Genomic DNA, 14,920 nt, shown 5'->3' on the forward strand with positions numbered 1-14,920 from the left:
GTCGGGCCGCCGCCAGCCCACCCGTGCCGGTCCGGCGTCGCGGGCTCAGCTCTCCGGGCGGTGGCCGTCGCGCACGTAGTCGCCGTCGAGATCGTCCCGGGGCTCGTCGAGCGGCGGCTCACCACCCCCGGAGCGTCCCTCACCCCCGGATCGTCCCTCACCACCTCCGGGGCGTGCGGTAGGCCGGTCCAGCTGCCGCAACTCCCGCTTCTGCCGGCGCTGCGCCGCCGCGTCCAGCTCCTCGGCCAACCGGACCAGCTCGGAACGGAGGAAATCCCGGGTGGCCACCTCGCCCAGGGCGATCCGCAGCGCGGCGACCTCCCGGGCCAGGTACTCGGTGTCCGCCTTCTGCATGGTCGCCCGGCGGCGGTCCTCCTCCAGCGCCACCCGGTCCCGGTCCGTCTGCCGGTTCTGCGCGAGCAGGATCAACGGGGCCGCGTAGGACGCCTGCAACGACAACACCAGGGTCAGGAACGTGAAGGTGTACGGGTCGAAGCGCAGGTCCGCCGGGGCCAGGGTGTTCCAGCCGAACCACAGGGCGATCACCACCGTCATGTAGACGATGAAGTTCGCCGTACCCATCCCCCGGGCGATCCCCTCCGACCAGCGCCCGAACGCCTCCGGGTCGAACCGGGGCAGCTGGACGCCCCGGGGCTCGCGCGGCTGGTCCAGCCGTTCGGCCCGTCGTTGGTCAGCCATCGGTGCCACCGCCCGTCGGCCCGGCCACCGCGGCGGAGGACCCTGCGTCGTCGTCGTCGGACGGGGTGGTCACGGCGTCCCGGTCCCGCCAGTCCCGGGGCAGCGAGTGGTCCAGCACGTCGTCGACGGTGACCGCGCCGACCAGCCGGTTGTTCCGGTCGACCACGGGCATCGCCACCAGGTCGTAGGTGGCCATCCGGCGGGTTATCTCCGGCAACGGGGTGGTCGGGCGCAGCGGGTCGATGTCGTTGATCACGATCCCGCCGAGCAGGTCGGCCGGGGGTTCGCGCAGCAACCGCTGGAAGTGCACGATGCCCAGGTAACGGCCCGTCGGGGTGGTCATCGGGGCGCGGGTCACGAAGACCTGCGCGGCGATCGCCGGGGAGAGCTGCTCCTCCCTGATCCGGGCCAGTGCCTCGGCGACCGTGGCGTCCGGCGGCAGGATCACCGGCTCCGAGGTCATCACGCTGCCCGCCGTACCGGAGGTGTACTTGAGCAGTTGGCGGACCGGGTCGGCCTCGTCCGGTTCCATCAGGTCGAGCAGCACGTCCTGTTCGGGCGGGGGCAGCTCGTTGAGCAGGTCGGCGGCGTCGTCCGGGTCCATCTCCTCCAGCACGTCGGCGGCCCGCTCCCGATCCAGTGCGGCGAGGATCTCCACCTGGTCGCGTTCGGGCAGCTCGCCGAGCACGTCGGCGAGGCGTTCGTCGTCGAGGGCCGCCGCGACCTCGTTGCGCCGGGCGTCGGGCAGGTCCTGGAGCGCGTTGGCCAGGTCGGCGGGGCGCATGTCCTCCAGCACCGCCAGCAGGTTGGCGGTGCCCCGGTTGTCGGCGATGCCGCTCAGCCCGCGTACCCGGTCCCAGTCGACCTGGTGCAGGTGGCCACGGCGGGTCAACCGGCTGGTCTGCTCGCGGACGGCGACCCGGGACAGCGCCCATTCGCCGCCCCGGCTGCGCTCCATCGCCACGTCCACCACCGCGCCGGGCTGGCCGCCCGGGTCGAGCTGCACCCGCCGGTCCAGCAGCTCCTGGAGGACGAGCAGCTCGTTGGGGCGTTTGGAGAAGCGGCGCAGGTTGAGGGTGCCGCTGCCGAGGACGACCGCGTCGGGGTCGATGGAGGTGATCCGGTTGATGGACAGGAAGATCCGGCGGCGCATCGGCATCTCGGCCACCAGCCCCACCACCTCGGGCGGGCGCTGGGTCGGCCGGATCCGGGCGACCGCGTCGCGAACCCGCCCCACCTGGTCGCCGTTCGGGTCGAAGACGGCGACTCCGGCGAGTCGAGCGATGTAGACCCGGTTCGGCGTACTCACGGCCACCAGCCTAAGCGCCTAGTGTTTATCACCATGTCGACCCTGGCCTACGAGATCGTGGACGTCTTCACCGACCGCCCGTTCGCCGGCAACCCCCTGGCCGTGGTGTTCGGCGCCGAAGCGCTGGCCACCGAGCAGATGCAGGCGCTGGCGATGGAGTTCAACCTGTCGGAGACGGTGTTCGTGCTGCCGCCGACCCAGGTGGGCGCCACCTACCGGGCCCGGATCTTCACCCCGACCGAGGAGCTGCCGTTCGCCGGGCACCCCAGCGTGGGCGCGGCGGTCACCGCCGGTCGCCGGGGGCTGTTCGGGGTCGGGTCGGTCAGTCAGGAGTGCCACGCCGGGGTGCTCCCCCTCGAGGTGACCGCGACGGGAGCCACCCTGACCGGCGGCACCCCCACCCTCGGACCGGAACTCGATCCCGAGCCGCTGCTGGAGATGGCCGGGCTCACCGCCGACGACCACACCGGCCCGGCCCCCCGGGTGGCCGGCTGCGGGCTGGAGTTCCCCTACCTCCCGGTGCGTCCGGACGCGGTGGCCCGCGCCCGGGTCAACGCGGCGGCGGCCCAGCGGTACGGAGTCGAACACGTCAGCGTCTTCTCCTGGGACGCCGACACGCAAACCGCACACGCCCGGGTCTTCGTGCCCGGCCTCGGCATCCCGGAGGACCCGGCCACCGGCTCGGCCGCCCTGGGGTTGGGGGTGTGGCTGGTCGCCAGCGGTCTGCTCCCCGGGGAGGGGCGCAGCGGTTACGCCGTCCGGCAGGGCGCGGAGATCGGCCGCCCGTCCGCGTTGACGTGCACGGTGACCGCCGAGGGCGGGATGGCGGTCGGGACGACCGTGGCCGGCCAGGTGATGCCGGTGGCCCGGGGTGAGATCGTCGTCCCACCGTTCGTGGGCTGACCGCGGTCGGGTGGGAGCTGCGAGAGGATGCGGATGTGACGGACGAGGTGGCTGCCTCCCGGTCGACGCCACTGGTCGACGAGGCGATGAAGAAGGCCGCGGTGGCATGGGTGGGCGTCGCGGACGGGCCGGCGACCGCACTGTGGTGCGTACCCCTGGAGGGGGCGTTGTTCGTGGTCAGCGGGCCGGGGGAGCAGACCGCGCCGGGCCTGGCCGACGCCGACGCCGCCCGGGTGACCCTGCGCGGTGACCACGGCGGACGCATCGTGACCTGGCCGGCCCGGGTGACCCGGCTGGCCCCGGGCACCCCGGAGTGGGAGACGTCGGCACCGCTGGTGGCGGCGAAGCGGCTGAACGCCTCCGGCCCGACCGCCGACCTGGTGGCCCGCTGGGCGGCCGACGGCTGCGCGCTGACCCGCCTCGCCCCGGACGGCCCGCCGGACGCCGGGCCGGCCCTGCCGGACGCCTCCCTCGCCGCCGAGCCGCGCGGCGCGGCCGTGGTCCGGGCCACCCGCAAGCCGTTCCGCCTGCACCGGGTCCGCCGCCGCTGACCCACCGCCCGGCGTCCACACCCGCGACGCCGCCCGTGTGAGGATGACGCACCGTGTCCTCCGCTGCCCCGCACCCGCGCCCACCTGTCGATCCGCTGACCGTCGGTGTGCTCGCGATCGCCGTCGCCTCGGTCTCGTCGTCGGCCCCGCTGATCGCCTTCGCGGCGGCTCCCGCGCTGGCCGTCGCAGCGTGGCGGAACCTGCTCTCGGCCGCCGTGCTCGTCCCGTTCACACTGGTCCGCCGGCGGGCCGAGCTGCGCACCCTGACCGTGGGGGCGGGCCGTCGGGAGGGCTGGTACTGCGTGCTGTCCGGGGTGGCGTTGGCCGCGCACTTCGCCACCTGGATGCCGAGCGCCCAGCTCACCTCGGTCGCGGCGGCCACCGCCCTGGGCGCCACCCAGCCGGTCTGGCAGGGGCTGATCGCCCGCTGGCAGGGTCGGCGGCTGCCGTACGCCGTCTGGGTCGGTATCGGGCTGGCGGTGACCGGCGCGGTGCTGGCGACCGGCGCGGACGTCGGCGTCTCCGGCCGGGCCTTCGCCGGTGACCTGCTCGCGGTGGTCGGCGGGATGTTCGCCGCCGTCTACACCGCCTTCGGCGAACGGGCCCGCGCCACCATCAGCACCGCCACCTACACCACCATCTGCTACGGGGTGTGCGCGGTGATCCTGCTGGTCGTCTGCCTGGCCGGCGGGGTACGGCTGCACGGCTACGGCACCAGCACCTGGCTGGCGATCGCCGGGCTGGTGGTGGGGGCCCAACTGCTCGGCCACTCGATGTTCAACCACGCGCTGCGCCGGGTGTCGGCGACCACGATCAGCGTGTTGATCCTGCTGGAGGCGCCCGGTGCGGCACTGATCGCCTGGGCCTGGCTGGGGCAGCTGCCGCGCCCGTTCGCCCTGCCCGGGTTGGCGCTGCTGCTCGCCGGGGTGGCCGTGGTGGTGCTCGGCGGGGCCCGCGCCGGCCGTCGCCCCGCCCCGCCGGCGGTCCCCGCCGACGCCGCCCCGCCCTCCTGAGCGATTCCGCCCAAACCACGGGCAGGGGACCCCGGCACGCGTGAGAGTGCGGGGGGAGGTGGGGCGATGTCGGGGCGCAACGTGGACGACGACCGCAGCGGCACCGTGGTCACCCCGTCGGCCGAGTTCCCGCCGCTCGACCCCGCCGAGGTGGACACCCTGCGCCGGGTCGGCGCGCACTGGCGGACCGGGAGCCGGCCCGCCCTGCCGGTCGACCCGACGCTGGACCGCTACCGGAACCGGCCCGCCCCGGGCCGGTTCAGCCGACTGGCCCCGATCGCGCTGTTCGAGCCGGAGCCGGGTGGCCGGGGCGGGCGGGACGGGTTGATCGCCGCCGAACCGGCGAACCGCCCCGACTCCCACCTCGGCCGACGGCTGGGCCGGGTCCGGCGGGTGGTGCTCGGCCCACCGTTGGCCAGCGCTGCCGTGCTGCACGAGCGGATGCGCAAACTGGTGGCCCTGCCGGTGCTCTCCTCCGACCTGCTCAGCTCGGTGGCGTACGGGCCGGAGGCGCTGCTGACCGTGCTGGTGCTGGCCGGCAGCGGGGCGCTGGGCCTGGCGCTGCCCCTGTCGGCCGGGCTGGTGCTGTTGATGGTGGCCGTCGGGATCTCCTACCGGCAGACCATCCCGGCGTACCCGCACGGGGCCGGGTCGTACCTGGTGGCGGGGGACAACCTGGGGGTCGGGGCGGGGTTGACCGCCGCCGCCGGGCTGATGCTGGACTACGTGCTGACCGTGTCGGTGTCGATCGCCGCCGGCCTGCACGCGGTCACCTCGGCGCTGCCGGGGCTGACGCCGTTCACCGTGCCGCTCGGGGTGCTGGTGATCCTGCTGCTGCTCGCCGGCAACCTGCGCGGGGTACGCACCGCCGGCAACATCTTCGTCCTGCCCACGTACGCCTTCGTGGTCGCCGTGCTGGGGTTGCTGGTGGTCGGCTACCTGCGGGCGGCCGGCCGGGGGTTCACACCGGTGGCCCCGCCGGTCGTGCCGGCGGCAGAGGGTCTGGGCCTGCTGCTGGTGCTGCGGGCGTTCGCCTCCGGGGCGGTGTCGATGACCGGCATCGAGGCGGTCTCCAACGCGGTCCCGGCGTTCCGCCCGACGGAGTGGCGCAACGCGCGGACCACGCTGGGCTGGATGGTGGCGATGCTGGTGGTCCTCTTCGCCGGGCTGACCCTGCTGATCCACCTGGCCGGTCTGGTGCCCCGCCCCGGTGAGACGCTGCTGTCCCAGCTCGCCCGGGTCACCTTCCCGACCGGCCCCTGGTACGCCGTCGTCCAGGCGACCACCGCGCTGATCCTGCTGCTGGCGGCGAACACCGCGTTCAACGACTTTCCCCGGCTGCTGTTCTTCATGGCCCGCGCCGGTCACGCGCCGCGCCGCTTCCTGCACCTGGGCGACCGGCTGGCGTTCGGCAACGGCCTGGTGGCGTTGTCCGGGACGGCGATCGTGGTGTTCGTCGCGTTCGGCGGGCACACCGAGAAACTGATCCCGCTGTACGCGGTGGGGGTGTTCCTCGCCTTCACCCTGTCGCAGAGCGGCATGGTGGTGCACTGGCGGCGGCACCGGGACGCCGGCTGGCGGCGTCGGGCGCTGGTCAACGGGGTGGGCGCGGTCCTGTCCGGCCTGGTGCTGCTGACCGCGGCGGTGGCGAAGTTCACCGAGGGCGCCTGGGTGGTGGTCGTCGCCGTACCGCTGCTGGTGCTGCTCTTCCGCCGGATCCACCGGCACTACCGCGACCTGCACACCGCCCTGGCCCTGCGAGCCCCGCCGGCAGCTGCGGAGCCTGGGGCGGGGCCGCAGCCGGTGGCGGGAGGGGGCCCGCCGCCCTCCGGGACGGGGCACGGGGTCGGGCCGCCCCGGCCTCCGGCGGGCAGGTCCGTCGAGGGCGAGGAGCTGCCGCAGGAGCTGCGGCACCTGGTGGTGGTCCCGGTGGTACGCCTCAACCGGGCCTCGATGCGTGCCCTGGCGTACGCGGTGTCGCTGGGCCGACCGACGCTGGCGGTGCACCTCGCTCCGGAGGACGCCGAGGCGGACCGGTTCCGGGAGCAGTGGCGGGCCTGGGGGGACCACGTGCGGCTGGAGACGATCGTCTCGCCCTACCGGGCGGTGGTCGGGCCGTTGGCGCACTACCTGGCGGCGTTGCACGTCGCCGCGCCGGAGCTGGTGCTGACCGTGGTGGTGCCGGAGGTGCTGCTGCGCCGGCCGTGGCACCGCCTGCTGCACAACCGCACCGGTCAACGGCTGCGCCGGGCCCTGCGGGCGCTGCCCGGCGTGGTGGTCACCACCGTCCCGGTCCACGTCGTCGAGTGAGGACCACCCCGGCGGCGCGGGGCGGTCGCCCACGCCACCGTTGGCCGGCCGGGTGGCGGCGTCCTCGCCTACTGCCCACGCCCGATCATGCGCTCCTGCTGGGGCGAGTCAGGATGAGGTCGACCAGGAGGATCGGCGTCATCGCGACCGCCCCCACGAGCGCCGCCTGCCAGACCGGCAGATCCGCGATCAATCCGACGACGACCAGGATCAGCAGTGCCACTGGATACGCAACCCGCACGTGACGCGCCATGACCCGACTGTAGCGACCGCCGGCACCTGCCGAGCACGCCGCGAACAGGGCCCCGGCGGACCGTCGAGCAACGCGTCGCCGGGGCCAAGGAGAACATCAGGATCGTGGAGATCTGTTGTCGCTCCAGCAGCAGGAGATCTCCACAGAACAGGGTGTCTCGCAGGGCCTGCTCGTTTCGACGGATGGGATCAGTCTGCCGGCACCGCCTTCACGTAGACGCCTTCGCCCTGGCGCCCCTCGACCAGGCCCTCGGTCTTGAGGACCAGCATTGCTCCACGGATCGATCCGTAGGACACGTCGTATTCGGCCTTCAGTTCGGCGGTGGACGGAAGTTTGTCCCCCACGGCGAGTTGGCCGGTCCGGATCTGCTCGCGGATGGCCTCGGCCACCCGCTCGTACTTGGCGGGCATCTGTACTCCTCGGGTCGCACCCCGAGTAGATCACTTTCAGAAAGCTGCATCAACTATGTCGAGCAAGCTAGACCAGGTAGACATAGTTGATTAAGCTGCCGTCGTGTTCATCCTCGGGTCGCACCAGGAAGGACACACGTCCGGTGCCTGCTCAGTTGTCCCCTCGGGCCGGATTGCAGCAGGCACCGGACCCGATCAACCCACCGGCCGAGCTGACTCAGGCCACTTGCATGTCTTCCGAGGAGGTCAGGGTGAGAGAGACTGCGGCTCCCGCAGTGGTGTCGATGGTGCTCGGGGGACTCGTTCCGGGCTTCCTTGCCGGGCTGCTCGCGTTCCGGGTCAAGTCCCGCTGGTGCCCGCGCTGCGGCGAGTCCACGGAGGCTCTCCGCCGGTCCACGGAGCAGGACAGATGACCTGCCCGGGGCAGCGGGACCGCGCCGAGTTGCCGATCGGGCGGCAGGTGGCCCGCTGGCGGGTACGCCGCCGGATGACCCAGCAGGTGTTCGCCGACCGGCTCGGCAAGTCGAAGAGTTGGGTGGACAAGGTCGAACGCGGCGTCCGTGCGCTGGACCGATACTCGGTGATCCAGGAGATCGCCGAGGTGCTCCACCTCGACCCGGCGATCCTGCTGGGCCCCCGCCAGCCCTCACCGTCCTCGGCGATCGGCCTGGACGGTATTGACGCGGTCCGTGCCGCGCTGGCCCGCTACCACCGTCCACGGCCCCGGGCTGTCCCGGGTGACCAGGTGGAACGGCACCTGGCGCACGCCTGGTTGACCTACCAGCATGCCCACTACGCACAACTACTGCGATCCCTGCCCGCCCTGCTCGACGCCGTCCACGGCGCCCTCGCGCTGCTGGTGCCGGCATATCGGATCACCGCATCGGTGCTGGTCAAGCTCGGTGAAGCCGATCTCGCCTGGCTCGCCGCCGACCGCGCGGTCAATGCCGCAGAAGCGGACCCCACCCGTAGCGGAAGCGCCACCATCGCGGTGGCCCAGGCACTGCGCGCCCTCGGCCGTGACCGGCTGGCCCTCACCGCCTGTGTCGCGGCGGCGGACACCACCACAGACGACGCGGTACGCGGAATGCTGCTGGTGCAGGCGGGTCTCGCCGCTGCCGGAAGCGGCGATCGCCGCAACGCTGAGGACCTGCTCGAACATGCCGCCGACCTGGCCGACCACCGGCTGGCCGACGATGATCCGCAGCACGCCTGCTTCGGCCCCACCGCCGTGTTGCTGGCGTTTTCCCTCGCCGCCAGCACCCTCGGCGACCCAGAGGAATCGATCCATCTGCACGAGCGGGCCATCCGTCGTGCCGACTGGCCTCAGCTGCCGGCTGAGCACCGGGCTGCCCACCTCATCGATGCCGCCCGCGCCTACCTTCAGGCCGGCAACCTCGCTGCCGCCGGATATACCCTCCTTGATGCTGACATCACCGCCCCTGCCGAGGTCCGTTACCGGCCGTACGCCCGTACCGTGATCGCCGAGATCGCCCGCAGCGGCCCGGCGGCGGCCGGCGTGACCCGGCTGGCCGCCATCGTCGGCCTGACCCGGTGACTCGACCGGTGCCGGCGCAGGGGTGCCCCGAGCATCTCGGGACGGCCACGTCGGTCCCGGGGGCGCAGCAGTTGGTGTGGGGCCCCGTCAGGCGGTGAGGCCGACGGCGGTGGCGCTGGCGGTCCAGAGGCGGGCGGCCAGGGCCGGGTCGGCCGCTCTCGGCCAGGGGCGGCGCAGCCGCCGGTCGGCGTAGTAGCCCCCGTCGACCAGCCGGGACGCGGGCTGGTTGGCGAGCCAGAGCAGGGTCTCTGCGCCCTTCTCGGGGCTGCGGAACGGCATCACCCGCATGCCGAGGGCGACCAGCCTGCTGTCCGCGCCGAACCGGGTCCGCACCACCCCAGGGTGGAACGAGTACGCCGGCACGTCGGGCCAGCGTCGGGCCGCCTCGGCGGCGAACAGGATGTTGGCCTGCTTGCTGGTGCCGTACGCGCGCATCGGCCGGTAACGGCGCAGCGCGGCGTTGAGGTCGTCGGGGTCGAGGGTCCCGCTGCGGTGCGCACCGGAGGCGGTCACCACCAGCCGGCCGACCCGGTCGATCAGCAGGTTGCTCAACAGGAACGGGGCCAGGTGGTTGGCCTGGATCGACAGCTCGAACCCGTCGACCGTGGTGAGCGGCTCCAACACGATCGCCCCGGCGTTGTTGGCCAGCACGTCGATCCGGTCGTACGCCGCCCGCAGCCGCTCGGCGAGCCCGCGTACGTCGTCCAGCACGGCGAAGTCGGCGCGGAAGAGCTCGGGGCGCTCGCCGGACGCCTCGCGTACCCGGTCACCGGCGGCCTGGAGGCGGGCCGGGTCCCGGCCGACCAGCACCACCCGGTCGCCCCGCCGGGCCAGCGCCACGGAGGCGGCCAGGCCGATGCCGGAGCTGGCCCCGGTCACCACCACGGTCCGCCGCCCGGCGAGATCTTCCACAGGTCCGTTCACCCCGGTCACGGCACGAGGTTACCGCGAGGTCACCAAGCCCCGGGGACCGTCGGGTCCCTGTCATGTCCAGCGCCGTGCGGGCCATCGACGCCGCCGCTCCTGCGGGTCCGCCAACACCGACGCGCCCTGGCGGTCCCGGCCGGGTCGACCCGCACCCGCACGTCACCCCATCGGGGCAGCGACCCGGTGGGCCGCCCCGGGTCCCGGGGCGGCCCCGCTGCTCAGTAGCTGGTGCCGTAGCCGGTCGTCGACTCCTGGTTGGCCAGCCAGACGAAGAAGACCACCAGGGCGATGGTGGCCAGCACCGCGATGACGGTGGAGATCCAGCCGACGACGATGCCGGCGGTGGCGAAGCCGGCGCCGCCCTCGCCCCGCTCCCTGATCTGCTTGCGGGCCACGTGGCCGAGGATCGCGCCGATGATGCCGATGTAGCCGCCGAGCCCGTAACCGCACAGGCCGATCGCGCCGATGATCGAGACGATCATCGAGGCGATGGCGAGGCCGCTCTGCGGGGGCGGGGGCTGGTAGCCGCCGTAGCCGGGGAACCCGGCCGGCTGCGGGTAACCGGACGGTTGCGGGTAGGCGGCTGCGGCAGCGTACGGGTCGACCGGGCCGGCCTGGCCGGGGATGAGCGGCGCACCCGCGTACGGGTCAGCCGGGGCGTACGGGTCCTTGCCGATCGGTTGGGCGGAAACCGGTGGGCCGCTGGCCGGCAGTGTCGGATCGGGCTGGTGGCCCGACCATGCCGGGTCCTGCCAGCCGTCCGAGGGCGGGGGGTAGGTCATCTGATCTTCTCCGTCGCATGTAGGTGCGCCGTCAGGGTAGCCAGGGTGCAACAGCGGTGGGGTCCGCCCGTGGTGGCTCGTTGCCCACGTCGCACCGAGCGGGCAGGATCGCGGCATGGCTATCGACGCACGTGGGGCCGACCGATCCGGCAGCCGACCGAGGCGGGACGTGAGCCGTCCCGGCCTGGCCCGGCGCACCCGCGCCGTCGGCGGCGGCAGCGACGCCGGCCAGGACGAGCCGGTGCCGGTGGCCGACCCGGTGACCATGCGGCTGGACGGCCGGGTCGCGCTGGTCACCGGCGCGGGCAGCGCGGACGGCATCGGGTACGCGACCGCCCGCCGACTGGCCGACCTGGGTGCCCGGGTGGCGATCGTCTCCACCACCCGGCGCATCCACGACCGGGCCGGGGAACTGGGCGTGACCGGCTTCGTCGCCGACCTGACCGACGAGTCCGAGGTCGGTGCACTGGCCGACGCGGTCGCCGAGCAGCTCGGTGACGTCGAGGTGCTGGTCAACAACGCCGGCCTGGCCAGCCGGGCCAGCCCCGAGGTGCTGCGTCCGGTGGCCCAGCTCAGCTATGACGAGTGGCGCGGCGAGATCGACCGGAACCTGACCACCGCGTTCCTGTGCAGCCGGGCCTTCATCGGCGGGATGGCCGAACGGGGCTGGGGGCGGATCGTCAACCTCTCGGCGACCGCCGGGCCGGTCAAGGCGCTGCCCACCGAGGCGGCGTACGCGGCGGCCAAGGCGGGGGTGGTCGGGCTGACCCGGGCGCTGGCGATGGAGATGATCGCCGACGGGGTGACGGTGAACGCGGTGGCCCCGGGGACGATCTACACGGCGGCGTCCACGATCGCGGAGATCAAGCAGGGGTTGGGCACCCCGGTCGGCCGCCCCGGCACCCCCGACGAGGTGGCCGCCGCGATCAGTTTCCTCTGCTCGCCGGCGGCGTCGTACATCACCGGGCAGATGTTGGTGGTCGACGGCGGCAACAGCGTCCGGGAGGCGCAGTTCCGCTGATCAGTACCCGGTGTCGCTGCTGCCGCTGGCGCCGGCCCACACGACGAGGGCCAGCCAGCCGCAGCAGACGAGCACCCCGATCACGGTGAACGCGTAGCCCAGGACCAGCCCCCAGGTGGCGAGCTGGTCGCCAGCCTCGCCGGTGCGGCGGATCTGCCGCTTGGCCAGGTGGCCGAGGACGATGCCGGCCGGGGCGAAGACGAAGGCGAGGACCAGGGACAGGATCGCCAGCACGTTGGTTTCACCGCCGGGCCGCCCGTACTGCCCGGACGGCGGGTACGCCGGCTGCTCCCACGGCTGTCGCCCCCACTGTTGCTGTCCCCAGGGCTGTTCGCCCGGCGTCGGCTGCCCCCAGGGTGGTTCAGCGGGAGCCGGCGGTGTCCGGTCCGGCGACCCGTCCTGCGGTGGCTGCCCCCACGGCGGTGGCTCGTCCGGCGATGGCTGTCCCCAGGACGGTGGGGTCGGCGGAGCGGACTGCGGCGGTTCGGCCGGCTCACCGGTCGGCGGTGGTTCGGCCGGGTGGCCCGACGGGGACGGTCCGGTGGGCTGCGCCCAGGGCGACGGGTCGGGCCGGGGCGGTTCGTACGGCGATGGTGGCTGCTCCGGTCCCCCCGGTGGCGTACTCACGGTGTCCGCCTTCCGCCGCAGGTCAGTGGTCCTTTCTCCTGCGGACGCTACCGGTAGCGGTGCACCTTTTCCCGGGGGTTGGCGGGACGGGGTCGCCCGGCGGTAGGCGGGACGGGTCGCCGGCGGGTCCGGCTCCGGATCGGCGTCGGTCTCAGCCGAGTCGGCTGAGACCGGCGGCGGCCCGTTCGACGATCAGACAACGGTCCTCGACGTAGTCGATGCCGGCCTCCTCGGAGATCCGCCGCGCCTCGGCCGAGACGATGCCGAGCTGGAGCCAGACCGCCGGAGCACCGATCGCGACCGCCTGACGGACCACCTCCACCGCGTCCCGGGCCGGTCGGAAGACGTTCACCAGGTCCACCGGGTGCGGGATGTCGGCCAGCGAGGCGTACGCCCGCTCACCGAACAACTCGTCCACCGTCGGGTTGACCGGGATGATCCGCCAGCCGTACCGCTGCATCTGCGCCGGCACCCGGTGTGCGGCCTTGCCCGGGTCGCGGGACGCACCCACGACGGCGATCACGGCTGAGTCGGCGAGGAGCTGCTGGGCGGTCCGCATCCGCCGAGCCTAGCTCCGAGGGTCAGAACCATCCTGCGCGCAGCGCAGCGCCGGGTGGGGGCACGGCGGCGCGGCCACCGTCGCGGACGGACCAGGCCAGCCTCACAGTCAGAGCAGGGCGAGCTGTTCGCCGGTGGGCGTGGGCGACGGGTCCGGGGGCCGGCGCGTGTCGCCGGGTCCGCCCTGGTGCAGGCCGTGCCGGCGAGCCGCGATCCGCACCCGGGCGGTCACCTCCCGCTGGTACGCCTGCGGCGGGTAGGCCCCGGACCGGTACAGCTCGCGATAGCGGGGGACCAGGTGGGGGAACTCCCGACCGAGCCAGTACGCATACCACTGGCGGGCACCGGGACGCAGGTGCAGGGTCAGCGGGGTGACGCCGGTGGCGCCTGCGGCGGCGATCGCCGCGACGGTGGCGTCGATCGACTCGTCGTCGTCGCTGAGGCCGGGCAGGATCGGCGCCATCAGCACCCCCACCTCGAAACCGGCGTCGGTGAGCCGGCGCACCGCGTCGAGCCGGCGGGCCGGGCTCGGGGTGCCGGGCTCCACCGCCCGCCACAGCGCCTCGTCGACGAAGCCGACCGAGAACGACAGGCTGACCCGGGTGACCTCGGCGGCCTGCCGCAGCAGCGGCAGATCGCGCAGGATCAGGGTGCCCTTGGTGAGGATCGAGAACGGGTTGGCGAAGTCGCGCAGCGCCTCGATGATCGGCGGCAGCAGCCGGTAACGGCCCTCGGCCCGCTGGTAGCAGTCGACGTTGGTGCCCATCGCGATCGCCGCGCCACGCCAGCGCGGGGCGGCCAGCTCGCGGCGGACCAGCTCCCCGGCGTTGACCTTGACGATCACCTTGCGGTCGAAGTCCGCCCCGGCGTCGAGATCGAGATAGGTGTGGGAGCTGCGCGCGAAGCAGTAGACACAGGCATGGGTGCAGCCCCGGTAGGGGTTGATCGTCCAGCTGAACGGCACCCGTGACTCGCCCGGCACCCGATTGATGATCGACTTTGCCTGCACCTCGTAGAAGGTCATCCCGGCGAAGTCAGGGGTGTCGAAGGTGCGGACGATCGCTCCGGGCAGCGCCAGCGGCAGGGGTGGCGTCGCTGGCACTGCCCGGTCGGGATGCTCCTCGTCCGGGGGAGCGGAGAGGTGATCCCAGCGCATGCCGATTATTCGAACATGTGTGCGACCGGAACGCAAGTGACCTGACGTGGCCCGGCCGCGGGTGCGGTGCTCAGTGCTGGTGGTTGGCCAGCTGCTTACGCACGTCGTCCATGTCGAGGGCCTGGACCTGCTCGATCAGGTTCTCCAGGGCCGACTCGGGCAGCGCGCCCGGCTGGGCGAAGACGATCACGCCGTCCCGGATCGCCATGATCGTCGGGATGGAGCGGATGTCGAACTTGGCCCCCAGATCCTGCTGCGCCTCGGTGTCGACCTTGCCGAAGGTGATGTCGGGGTGCTTTTCCGACGAACGCTCATAGACCGGGGCGAACCGCTTGCACGGGCCACACCACTCGGCCCAGAAGTCGACCAGCACGATGCCGCTGCTCTCGGTCACCTCGTCGAAGTTGGCCGTGGTCAGCTCAACGGTTGCCATTGGACTCTCCGATCAGCGCAGATTGCGTTTTCCGTCCGGTAGAACCAGGTGGTACCCCGGCAAATTCCCGGGTGGGGGACGCCGAAACCGGCACGCTCGGGACGGCCTGATCATGCTCATCGAACCGCGTCGGTCGATGTGCGCATGCGGACTGCACTTGCATGACGCATTTGCGTGACCGCCCGTGATGGGAGCGTTTCCAGGGAGATCGCCCCCCGGACCAGCGAACACGCATCGATTTGTGGCCTGACAAGGTGCTACTTCACCTGCGGAGATCGCTCTCTCGTTGATCAATAATGACTCTCCGTATTGTTACGAAAAGATAAATGTGACCTCCGTCTCTGTCCGTTCATCGCTTCGGTGGGGCAGAATCTTCGACATCAGAGCGTGGGCGGCGGGTGCCGGGGAGG

Annotated in this window: 17 protein-coding genes; 7 read left to right on the forward strand and 10 right to left on the reverse strand. The window is 72.9% G+C overall.

Going from position 1 to position 14,920, the window contains the following annotated elements:
• Positions 1-45 precede the first annotated feature (45 nt).
• Together AB0C22_RS18695 and AB0C22_RS18700 are read right to left on the reverse strand one after the other, a co-directional pair.
• Positions 46-699, reverse strand: coding sequence for a DUF1003 domain-containing protein (locus tag AB0C22_RS18695; protein WP_357536128.1), 654 nt, complete (start codon positions 697-699; stop codon positions 46-48).
• On the reverse strand, positions 692-2,008 hold the full coding sequence (locus AB0C22_RS18700) for a CBS domain-containing protein (protein ID WP_357536130.1): 1,317 nt from the start codon (positions 2,006-2,008) through the stop codon (positions 692-694). Before AB0C22_RS18700 ends, AB0C22_RS18695 begins: the two co-directional genes overlap by 8 nt.
• 33 nt (positions 2,009-2,041) lie before the next feature.
• Between AB0C22_RS18700 and AB0C22_RS18705 the strand changes: the two genes are divergently transcribed.
• The 4 genes from AB0C22_RS18705 (at position 2,042) to AB0C22_RS18720 (ending at position 6,785) form a co-directional block, all read left to right on the forward strand.
• A complete protein-coding gene (locus tag AB0C22_RS18705) occupies positions 2,042-2,911 on the forward strand; it encodes a PhzF family phenazine biosynthesis protein (RefSeq protein WP_357536132.1) in 870 nt (289 codons plus the stop codon).
• Between the two features lie 35 nt (positions 2,912-2,946).
• Positions 2,947-3,462 carry a hypothetical protein gene (locus AB0C22_RS18710; protein ID WP_219466793.1) on the forward strand — a complete coding sequence of 172 codons (516 nt, stop codon included), beginning with the start codon at positions 2,947-2,949 and terminating at the stop codon, positions 3,460-3,462.
• Between the two features lie 53 nt (positions 3,463-3,515).
• On the forward strand, positions 3,516-4,475 hold the full coding sequence (locus tag AB0C22_RS18715) for a DMT family transporter (RefSeq protein WP_219466796.1): 960 nt from the start codon (positions 3,516-3,518) through the stop codon (positions 4,473-4,475).
• Positions 4,476-4,541: 66 nt separating this feature from the next.
• Entirely contained in the window at positions 4,542-6,785 is a 2,244-nt protein-coding gene (locus AB0C22_RS18720; RefSeq protein WP_357536135.1) for an APC family permease, read from the forward strand.
• Positions 6,786-6,870: 85 nt separating this feature from the next.
• Here the strand turns inward: AB0C22_RS18720 and AB0C22_RS18725 are convergent, their stop codons facing one another.
• Both AB0C22_RS18725 and AB0C22_RS18730 read right to left on the reverse strand, forming a co-directional pair.
• On the reverse strand, positions 6,871-7,038 hold the full coding sequence (locus AB0C22_RS18725) for a hypothetical protein (protein WP_219466801.1): 168 nt from the start codon (positions 7,036-7,038) through the stop codon (positions 6,871-6,873).
• Positions 7,039-7,226: 188 nt separating this feature from the next.
• Positions 7,227-7,448 carry a winged helix-turn-helix domain-containing protein gene (locus AB0C22_RS18730; RefSeq protein WP_357536137.1) on the reverse strand — a complete coding sequence of 74 codons (222 nt, stop codon included), beginning with the start codon at positions 7,446-7,448 and terminating at the stop codon, positions 7,227-7,229.
• Between the two features lie 251 nt (positions 7,449-7,699).
• Between AB0C22_RS18730 and AB0C22_RS18735 the strand changes: the two genes are divergently transcribed.
• Both AB0C22_RS18735 and AB0C22_RS18740 read left to right on the forward strand, forming a co-directional pair.
• Positions 7,700-7,861 (forward strand): hypothetical protein, encoded by a 162-nt coding sequence (locus AB0C22_RS18735; protein WP_357536139.1) that lies wholly within the window; start codon positions 7,700-7,702, stop codon positions 7,859-7,861.
• Positions 7,858-9,006 carry a helix-turn-helix domain-containing protein gene (locus AB0C22_RS18740; RefSeq protein WP_357536141.1) on the forward strand — a complete coding sequence of 383 codons (1,149 nt, stop codon included), beginning with the start codon at positions 7,858-7,860 and terminating at the stop codon, positions 9,004-9,006. The genes AB0C22_RS18735 and AB0C22_RS18740 overlap by 4 nt, the downstream gene beginning before the upstream one ends.
• A gap of 87 nt (positions 9,007-9,093) precedes the next feature.
• Here the strand turns inward: AB0C22_RS18740 and AB0C22_RS18745 are convergent, their stop codons facing one another.
• Both AB0C22_RS18745 and AB0C22_RS18750 read right to left on the reverse strand, forming a co-directional pair.
• On the reverse strand, positions 9,094-9,918 hold the full coding sequence (locus AB0C22_RS18745; RefSeq protein WP_357536331.1) for an SDR family NAD(P)-dependent oxidoreductase: 825 nt from the start codon (positions 9,916-9,918) through the stop codon (positions 9,094-9,096).
• A 233-nt stretch (positions 9,919-10,151) separates the two neighbouring features.
• Positions 10,152-10,715 carry a DUF4190 domain-containing protein gene (locus tag AB0C22_RS18750; RefSeq protein WP_208570375.1) on the reverse strand — a complete coding sequence of 188 codons (564 nt, stop codon included), beginning with the start codon at positions 10,713-10,715 and terminating at the stop codon, positions 10,152-10,154.
• 184 nt (positions 10,716-10,899) lie between these two features.
• Here AB0C22_RS18750 and AB0C22_RS18755 point away from each other — a divergent pair, with 184 nt between their 5' ends.
• Positions 10,900-11,736, forward strand: a complete 837-nt coding sequence (locus tag AB0C22_RS18755; RefSeq protein WP_208570417.1) for an SDR family NAD(P)-dependent oxidoreductase — start codon at positions 10,900-10,902, stop codon at positions 11,734-11,736.
• Here AB0C22_RS18755 and AB0C22_RS18760 read toward each other — a convergent pair whose 3' ends face one another.
• The 4 genes from AB0C22_RS18760 to trxA all read right to left on the reverse strand — a co-directional run bounded on the left by AB0C22_RS18760 (position 11,737) and on the right by trxA (position 14,510).
• On the reverse strand, positions 11,737-12,363 hold the full coding sequence (locus AB0C22_RS18760) for a DUF4190 domain-containing protein (RefSeq protein WP_219466810.1): 627 nt from the start codon (positions 12,361-12,363) through the stop codon (positions 11,737-11,739).
• A gap of 151 nt (positions 12,364-12,514) precedes the next feature.
• Positions 12,515-12,922 carry a CoA-binding protein gene (locus AB0C22_RS18765; RefSeq protein ID WP_219466812.1) on the reverse strand — a complete coding sequence of 136 codons (408 nt, stop codon included), beginning with the start codon at positions 12,920-12,922 and terminating at the stop codon, positions 12,515-12,517.
• A gap of 108 nt (positions 12,923-13,030) precedes the next feature.
• Positions 13,031-14,077 carry an Rv2578c family radical SAM protein gene (locus AB0C22_RS18770; RefSeq protein ID WP_219466814.1) on the reverse strand — a complete coding sequence of 349 codons (1,047 nt, stop codon included), beginning with the start codon at positions 14,075-14,077 and terminating at the stop codon, positions 13,031-13,033.
• Positions 14,078-14,147: 70 nt separating this feature from the next.
• The gene (trxA, locus tag AB0C22_RS18775; protein ID WP_219466818.1) at positions 14,148-14,510 is read right to left on the reverse strand and encodes a thioredoxin; all 363 of its coding nucleotides are present in this window, start codon (positions 14,508-14,510) and stop codon (positions 14,148-14,150) included.
• Positions 14,511-14,920: the final 410 nt, after the last annotated feature.

Origin of the sequence: Micromonospora sp. NPDC048894 (assembly GCF_040649765.1) — a bacterium.
GTDB classification, from domain to species: domain Bacteria; phylum Actinomycetota; class Actinomycetes; order Mycobacteriales; family Micromonosporaceae; genus Micromonospora; species Micromonospora antibiotica.

Excerpts from the sequence above, each read along its gene's own strand:
- AB0C22_RS18695 (WP_357536128.1), bottom strand. The coding sequence starts at position 699 with ATGGCTGACCAACGACGGGCCGAACGGCTGGACCAGCCGCGCGAGCCC.
- AB0C22_RS18705 (WP_357536132.1), top strand. The coding sequence starts at position 2,042 with ATGTCGACCCTGGCCTACGAGATCGTGGACGTCTTCACCGACCGCCCG.
- AB0C22_RS18720 (WP_357536135.1), top strand. The coding sequence starts at position 4,542 with ATGTCGGGGCGCAACGTGGACGACGACCGCAGCGGCACCGTGGTCACC.
- AB0C22_RS18725 (WP_219466801.1), bottom strand. The coding sequence starts at position 7,038 with ATGGCGCGTCACGTGCGGGTTGCGTATCCAGTGGCACTGCTGATCCTG.
- AB0C22_RS18730 (WP_357536137.1), bottom strand. The coding sequence starts at position 7,448 with ATGCCCGCCAAGTACGAGCGGGTGGCCGAGGCCATCCGCGAGCAGATC.
- AB0C22_RS18740 (WP_357536141.1), top strand. The coding sequence starts at position 7,858 with ATGACCTGCCCGGGGCAGCGGGACCGCGCCGAGTTGCCGATCGGGCGG.
- AB0C22_RS18750 (WP_208570375.1), bottom strand. The coding sequence starts at position 10,715 with ATGACCTACCCCCCGCCCTCGGACGGCTGGCAGGACCCGGCATGGTCG.
- AB0C22_RS18765 (WP_219466812.1), bottom strand. The coding sequence starts at position 12,922 with ATGCGGACCGCCCAGCAGCTCCTCGCCGACTCAGCCGTGATCGCCGTC.
- AB0C22_RS18770 (WP_219466814.1), bottom strand. The coding sequence starts at position 14,077 with ATGCGCTGGGATCACCTCTCCGCTCCCCCGGACGAGGAGCATCCCGAC.
- trxA (WP_219466818.1), bottom strand. The coding sequence starts at position 14,510 with ATGGCAACCGTTGAGCTGACCACGGCCAACTTCGACGAGGTGACCGAG.